Origin of the sequence: Paraburkholderia ginsengiterrae (assembly GCF_001645125.1) — a bacterium.
GTDB classification, from domain to species: Bacteria; Pseudomonadota; Gammaproteobacteria; order Burkholderiales; family Burkholderiaceae; genus Paraburkholderia; species Paraburkholderia ginsengiterrae.
This window is the reverse complement of record NZ_LXKA01000391.1, coordinates 1-2,904: the sequence shown is the minus strand read 5'-3', so window position 1 is coordinate 2,904 and position 2,904 is coordinate 1. Positions and strand designations below refer to the sequence as shown.

Annotated in this window: 3 protein-coding genes; all 3 read right to left on the bottom strand. The window is 65.5% G+C overall.

The features are described from left to right. On the bottom strand, positions 1–877 hold an 877-nt coding region (locus tag A6V37_RS37585; protein ID WP_131799930.1), incomplete at its 3' end, for an ATP-binding protein. Positions 878–951: 74 nt separating this feature from the next. After that, positions 952–1,737, bottom strand: a complete 786-nt coding sequence (locus tag A6V37_RS37580; RefSeq protein WP_064270768.1) for an enoyl-CoA hydratase/isomerase family protein — start codon at positions 1,735–1,737, stop codon at positions 952–954. Positions 1,738–1,768: 31 nt separating this feature from the next. After that, positions 1,769–2,904: carboxyl transferase domain-containing protein (locus A6V37_RS37575; protein WP_244174077.1), on the bottom strand; the 1,136-nt coding region annotated here is incomplete at its 5' end.

Sequence of the window (2,904 nt, the reverse complement as noted above, 5' to 3'; positions counted from 1 at the left end):
GGCGCGTGTTCATTTCCATGAAATAGAAATCGCCCGTGCCGGTCATGATGAACTCGACCGTGCCCGCGCCGACGTAATTCACCGCGCGCGCCGCGGCCACCGCGGCCTCGCCCATTTCGCGCTTGATTTCCTGCGACAGGCCAGGCGCGGGCGCCTCTTCCAGCACCTTCTGGTGACGCCGCTGCACCGAGCAGTCGCGATCGAACAGATAGACCGCTCCGCCGAGACGGTCCGCGAAGACCTGCACTTCCACGTGACGCGGGCGCGTCAGATACTTTTCGATCAGCACGCGATCGTTGCCGAAGCTGCTCGCCGCTTCCCGTTTGCAGGAGGCAAGCGCCGCCGCGAAATCCTCGCTGCGCTCGACCACCCGCATGCCCTTGCCGCCGCCACCGGCGCTGGCTTTGAGCAGCACCGGATAGCCGATTGAATCCGCTTCGCGATGCAGCAGTGTGGCGTCCTGGTCGTCGCCGTGATAGCCCGGCACGAGCGGCACCGCGGCCGCGTGCATCAGGGCCTTCGCCGCCGCCTTCGAGCCCATTGCGGCGATCGCCTCCACCGGCGGTCCGATGAAGACGATGCCGGCGGCCTCGCAGGCATGCGCGAAATCTTCGTTCTCCGACAGAAAGCCGTAGCCCGGGTGCACCGCCTGCGCGCCGGTCGCTTTCGCCGCCTCGATGATGCGCTCGACGCGCAGATAGCTTTCCGCCGCGGTCGAGCCGCCGATGTGCACGGCTTCGTCACAGGCTGCCACGTGTTTCGCGTTAGCGTCGGCATCCGAATAGACGGCCACGCTCGCGATGCCGAGCCGCTTGCAGGTCGCCGCCACGCGGCACGCAATCTCGCCCCGGTTGGCAATCAGGATCTTGTTGAACATGAGGTGTCTCGATCTGGGGAGTTTCTTCTAGTGAAGGCCTGCCGGCGCCTCGGAAAGTATGCGTGAGCCGCGCGTCAGTTGCGCCAGGCCGGCGTGCGCTTCTCGAGGAACGACGCGACGCCCTCGCGCCCTTCCGCACCGGCACGCGTCTGCGCGATACGCGCCGCCGTATCTTCGATCAGCGCGGCGCTCAACTCGTGGCCCGCGACGTCCTGCACGAGCAGCTTGCACGCGCGCACCGCCTGCGGACCGTTCGCGCAAAGCGTCTCGGCAATCTGCCGGACCGTGGCGTCGAGCTGTTCCGCGCTAACGGCTTCGCTGACGAGACCCAGGCGTAGCGCCGTCGCGCAATCGAACTGCTCGGCGGTTGTGAAATAGCGGCGCGAGGCCTGCTCGCCCAACGCCCGAATCACGTACGGCGCAATGGTGGCCGGAATCAGGCCGAGACGCGCCTCGGACAGACAGAAGCGCGCGCCCTCCACCGCCACTACGATGTCGCACGCCGAAATCAAACCCATGCCGCCCGCGTACGCGTCGCCATTCACGCGCGCGATCACCGGCTTGTTGCAGCGATAGATCGCCGACAGCATGTTGGCGAGACGCATCGCGTCGGCGCGGTTCTCGTCGTCCGAGTAACCGGCCATCTTCTTCATCCAGTTCAGATCGGCGCCCGCGCAGAACGCCTTGCCGTTCGCGGCGAGCACCACCGCGCGAACGTCGTCGCGCTCGTTGAGTGCCGTGAACGCCGATGTCAGTTCGGCGATCATCGTTTCGTTGAACGCGTTGCGCACGTCAGGCCGGTTCAACGTGACCGTGGCGATCTGTCCGGCGAATTCAATATTCAGGGTTTCGTATTGCATTCTGCTGCTCCTGCACGCTCGTCGTGCATCGTCACATTCTGAACACGCCAAAGCGCGTATCTTCGATCGGCGCATTCATCGTGGCCGACAGCCCCAGACCCAGCACGTCGCGTGTTTGCGCCGGATCGATCACGCCGTCGTCCCACAGCCGCGCGCTCGCGTAGTACGGGTGGCCCTGATGCTCGTATTGATCGCGGATCGGCTGCTTGAAGGCCTCTTCCTCTTCGGCACTCCACGCCCCTCCCTTGCCCTCGATACCGTCGCGCTTGACCGTGGCCAGCACTGACGCCGCCTGCTCGCCGCCCATCACCGAAATGCGCGCGTTCGGCCACATCCACAGGAAGCGCGGCGAGTATGCGCGGCCACACATGCCGTAATTGCCCGCGCCGAACGAGCCGCCGATGATCACCGTGAATTTCGGCACCTTCGCCGTCGCCACTGCCGTCACCATCTTCGCGCCGTTGCGCGCGATGCCTTCGTTCTCGTACTTGCGTCCCACCATGAAGCCGGTGATGTTCTGCAGGAACACGAGCGGAATCTTGCGCTGGCTGCACAGTTCGATGAAGTGCGCGCCCTTGAGCGCCGACTCCGAAAACAGAATGCCGTTGTTCGCGATGATGCCGACCGGGTGCCCCCAGATATGCGCGAAACCGCACACGAGTGTGGTGCCGTAACGCGCCTTGAATTCGTCGAAAGCGGAATCGTCGACGATGCGCGCGATCACTTCACGGATATCGAAGGGCTTGCGCGTATCCACCGGAATCACGCCGTACATGCTCTTCACGTCGTAGCGCGGCGGCTTGGGTTCCTGCAACGCAACCGGCACCTGCTTGCTGCGGTTCAGATTGCCGACGATGCTGCGCGCAATCCCCAGCGCGTGCGCGTCGTTCTGCGCGAGATGATCGACCACGCCCGACAGACGCGTATGCACGTCGCCGCCGCCGAGGTCTTCGGCGCTGACCACTTCGCCGGTGGCCGCTTTCACGAGCGGCGGACCACCGAGAAAATTCGTCCCCTGATTCTTGACGCCGACCGCCTCGTCGCTCATGGCCGGCCGCTGGCCGCCGCCCTCCTGACACCAGCCCCTCACGACGGCGATCGCCGGCGTGCCGCCGTCCTCGCTCTTCGGCTGTTCGGTCCACCTCCGCGCGTCGCGTGCGCCGTCTC